Source organism: Cupriavidus sp. 01L46 (assembly GCF_056399905.1).
Map to the genome: position 1 here is coordinate 1 of NZ_JBFTSF010000437.1, position 3,930 is coordinate 3,930.

Consider the following 3,930-nt stretch of genomic DNA (forward strand, 5'->3'; position numbering starts at 1 on the left):
GCTTTCGGCTACCGGCTGGATCCGTTCTGGGGCAAGTGCTCGTTCTGGTTCTGGCTGGTTGGCTTCTACGTTGCCTTCATGCCGCTTTATGTGCTCGGGCTGATGGGTGTGACCCGCCGCATGAGCCACTTCGAGGATGCGTCCCTGCAGATCTGGTTCCAGCTGGCGGCATTCGGCGCGTTCCTGATCGCGCTAGGCATCGGCTGCTTCCTGATACAGCTGGTGGTCAGCTACCGCCGGCGCGAAGCCCTGCGCGACACCACGGGCGATCCGTGGGACGGCCGCACGCTGGAGTGGTCGACCTCCTCGCCACCACCGCAGTACAACTTTGCCTTTACCCCGATCATTCATGACAACGACGCGTGGTGGCAGATGAAAGAGCACCAATACCAGCGGCCACAGCAGGGCTTTATTCCGATCCACATGCCGAAGAACACTAGCGCGGGCATCATCCTGGCGGGCTTAAGCACCGTGCTCGGCTTCGCCTTGATCTGGCACATGTGGCTGCTTGTGATCGTGTCCTTCGCTGCCATCCTGGTCGTGGCGATCGGCCACACCTTCAACTACAAGCGCGATTACTACATCCCGGCCGACGACGTCGTCCGCACCGAGGCAGAGCGCACGCGCCTGCTTGCCACCCATGGTTGATACCACCGCCTCCTACGGCCCCGGCGACGTGCGCATGCCGGACATCACGCGCCAGAGCGAGCTGCGTTTCTACGCGACCAGCGAGGTGCATGCGCAGAACGGCACGTTGCTCGGCTTCTGGCTGTACCTGATGAGCGACTGCCTCATCTTCGCCAGCCTGTTTGCCGTGTACGGCGTGGTGGGGCGGCGCTACGCCGGCGGCCCCACGGGCGCCGAGCTGTTCGAGCTGCCGCTCGTGGCGCTGAACACCACCATGCTGCTGCTGTCGTCGATCACCTACGGCTTTGCCGTGCTGGAGATGCAGAAGGCGCAGGTGCGCACCACCCTGATCTGGCTCGGCATCACYGGCTTGCTGGGCGCGGCCTTTATCAGCCTGGAGCTCTACGAGTTCGCACACTTTGTCCACGACGGCGCGGGGCCGCAGCGCAGCGCCTTTCTATCCTCGTTCTTCACGCTGGTGGGCACCCACGGGCTGCACGTGACGGTCGGCATCGTCTGGCTTATCACGCTGATGGTGCAGGTGGGGCAGCACGGGCTGATCCCGGAGAACAAGCGYCGSCTGATGTGCCTGTCSATGTTCTGGCACTTTCTGGATGTGGTCTGGATCGGTGTGTTTACCTTCGTCTACCTGATGGGAGTGCTGCCATGAACGCGCATGACAATGCCCTTGCAGACGATCCCCATGGCCACGGGCATGGCCATGACGATCACGGCCACGGCGGCGAGGTCAGTCATAGCACCTTCAAGGGCTACATGACGGGCTTCGTGCTCGCGGTGGTCCTCACGGCGATCCCGTTCTGGCTGGTGATGGCCAAGGTTTTCGATAAATCCAGCACCACCGCGCTGTTCCTGCTGGGCTGCGCCGCGGTGCAGATCGTCGTCCACATGATATATTTCCTGCATATGAATGCGAGATCCGAGGGCGGATGGACCATGCTGGCGTTGATCTTCACGATCGTGCTGGTGGTCATCGCGCTGAGCGGCTCGCTTTGGGTAATGTTCCATCTCGACCAGAACATGATGCCAATGCACGACATGAAGAACCTGCCTTGACGGCCCGGCAGCAGGGCGTAGCCCAATCCAACCCGTCTTCCCGCAAGCGCGCCACCGGCGCGCTTGTGGCGTTTGCCGTGCTCGCCATCGTGGCGGTGGCCGGGCTGCTCTCGCTTGGCGTCTGGCAAGTCGAACGCCGCGCGTGGAAGCTGGACCTCATCGAACGCGTGAACGCGCGCGTGCATGCTCCCGCCACGGCCGCGCCCAGCGCCGATCAGTGGCCGCGGCTTACCAAGGCCGCCGACGAGTACCGCCGCGTGCGTCTTACCGGCACCTTCCTGAACGACAGCGAGACCCTGGTGCAGGCCGTCACGGAGCTTGGTGGCGGCTTCTGGGTGGTGACGCCGTTGCGCACGGCAGATGGCAATGTGGTGCTGGTCAACCGCGGCTTTGTGCCGCCTGAGCTGAGCGAGCGCGCCAAGCGCGGCGGGGGCGACGCCACCGGCGAGACCACCGTCACTGGCCTGTTGCGCTTCAGCGAGCCCGGTAACGGGTTTCTGCGCACCAACGATCCGGCGGCCGGGCGCTGGTATGCGCGCGATGTGCCGGCCATTGCCGCCGCGCGTGGCCTGCGGAACGTGGCGCCTTACTTCATCGATGCAGACGCGGCCGTGCCGCTCGGGGACGCCAGCAAGCGCACCTGGCCGGTGGGCGGGCTGACCGTCATCACGTTCAACAACAACCACCTCGTTTATGCGATCACCTGGTTTGCGCTGGCGCTGATGTTTGCCGCCGGCGCCGTCTATGCCGGGCGGGAGGCGTACCGCCGGTCACGGGGCGGCGATACACAGGATACGCAGGATACGCAGGACAAACAGGATACACAGGGCGAGGGCAAGGCGGGACGGCGCACGCCGTAGGCGCAGGTCGGTCCCTCGCGCTACCCCACGGACGCCTCGAACACCCGGCGGTAATTGCCGCCGAGGACCTTGCCCGTTTCCTCTTGCGTGAAGCCCGCCGCCAGCAGCGCGGCGGCCAGCGAGGGCAACTGATCGTAGGTCCGGAACACCGGCGGCGAGATGAAGCCGAGCATGTCGGTTCCCACGCCCACATGATCCACGCCAACCACGTCGGCCATGCGCTTGATGCCTAGCGCCATCGCAGGCAGGTCGCGGAAGGTGCCCGCGCTGGGCCAGACCCCGATCACGCCACCGGTACCCGCGATCACGCGCGCGTGGTCGGGTGTGATCAGGCGGCTGCGCAGGCTGGGGCGCGTCGCCAGCGCGGAGTGCGAAATCACCAGTGGCTTGGTGGCGATGGCGGCGGCGCGCTTGACCAGGTCATAGGTGCCGTGCGCGACATCGACGACGATGCCCAATGCATTGCAGCGCCGCACCACATCCGCGCCGAAATCCGTCAGGCCCCCGTGTACCGGCGCCTCCGTCTGGATGTCGCCCAGCTCGTTGACGCGGTAGTGCGTGAGCTGCAGGTGCCGCAACTGGTGCATGCCGTACGCTTCGTCCACGCGATCCAGCCTGCCCTCCAGAAAGTCCGCGCCTTCCGACGCGATGATCACGCACGGCCCGGCCGGCCCCCGTGTGGCCAGCGTAGCCGCGTCGGTCACCACTTGCATCTGCTCACGCTCCACCAGCTTGTGCGCGCGGGCGAATTCGGCCACGCCAAGCGCGTAGAGCTCGCCTTCGGAAGGGGTTCGCCAGGCTTCGAAGCGCGTGCGATCGGCGGACACGCGCGTGACGATGGTATCCGTCACGATTGCCAGGCAGATCACGTTCACGCCGCCCGCGCGCATCGGCGCGGCCAGTGGAAGAAAGGGCCGGTCCGCGCCGATGGCGGGATCGCGCGACACGATCACGCGGCCGGCATGGCTGTGCATGTCGATGGTCAGCGTGGTGGAGGAGGGCTTCCAGGCGGAGACGTCTTTGACATTGTTAACGTCGCTAACGTCTTTAGCGGCCGTTGTGCCGGCCGAGCCCTGCGGCTGGGTGTCGCCGGTAAAGCGTCCCWGTGCACAGGCGGCTAGCGCCAGTGCAGCGCCTGACGCCAGGAACGCGCGGCGGCTGATGCTGCCCGGTGCCGGTCCAGGCGGCGCATCGGCATCGCCCCGACGGATCGTCGTCCAGTCAATCTGCATCGTCGCTCCACGCGTTTGTGCACCTACTATGATATCGCGCGCAAAGCGCGCCAGGCGCGCTTGTAGGACGGCATTCCATACCGAAGGGCGTGCGGGACGGCTGGGCCCGCTCCCTGCACATCGTCAACACCGTGGAC

General features: G+C 65.8%; 5 protein-coding genes. 4 read left to right on the forward strand and 1 reads right to left on the reverse strand.

Annotated elements, in window-relative coordinates:
- The 4 genes from AC1DS3_RS36215 to AC1DS3_RS36230 all read left to right on the forward strand — a co-directional run.
- A partial coding sequence (locus tag AC1DS3_RS36215; protein ID WP_477129095.1) for a cbb3-type cytochrome c oxidase subunit I occupies window positions 1-648 on the forward strand: 648 nt, incomplete at its 5' end.
- Window positions 641-1,297, forward strand: a complete 657-nt coding sequence (cyoC, locus tag AC1DS3_RS36220; protein ID WP_441636427.1) for a cytochrome o ubiquinol oxidase subunit III — start codon at window positions 641-643, stop codon at window positions 1,295-1,297. The genes AC1DS3_RS36215 and cyoC, both read left to right, overlap by 8 nt.
- A complete protein-coding gene (gene cyoD, locus AC1DS3_RS36225; protein WP_441636425.1) occupies window positions 1,294-1,701 on the forward strand; it encodes a cytochrome o ubiquinol oxidase subunit IV in 408 nt (135 codons plus the stop codon). Before cyoC ends, cyoD begins: the two co-directional genes overlap by 4 nt.
- Window positions 1,698-2,561, forward strand: coding sequence for an SURF1 family protein (locus tag AC1DS3_RS36230; RefSeq protein ID WP_441636423.1), 864 nt, complete (start codon window positions 1,698-1,700; stop codon window positions 2,559-2,561). Before cyoD ends, AC1DS3_RS36230 begins: the two co-directional genes overlap by 4 nt.
- Before the next feature lie 20 nt (window positions 2,562-2,581).
- Here the strand turns inward: AC1DS3_RS36230 and AC1DS3_RS36235 are convergent, their stop codons facing one another.
- On the reverse strand, window positions 2,582-3,793 hold the full coding sequence (locus tag AC1DS3_RS36235; RefSeq protein WP_477129096.1) for a dipeptidase: 1,212 nt from the start codon (window positions 3,791-3,793) through the stop codon (window positions 2,582-2,584).
- Window positions 3,794-3,930 lie beyond the last annotated feature (137 nt).

Bases quoted from the DNA above. Each gene is read 5' to 3' on its own strand.
- cyoD (WP_441636425.1), top strand. From the start codon at position 1,294: ATGAACGCGCATGACAATGCCCTTGCAGACGATCCCCATGGCCACGGG.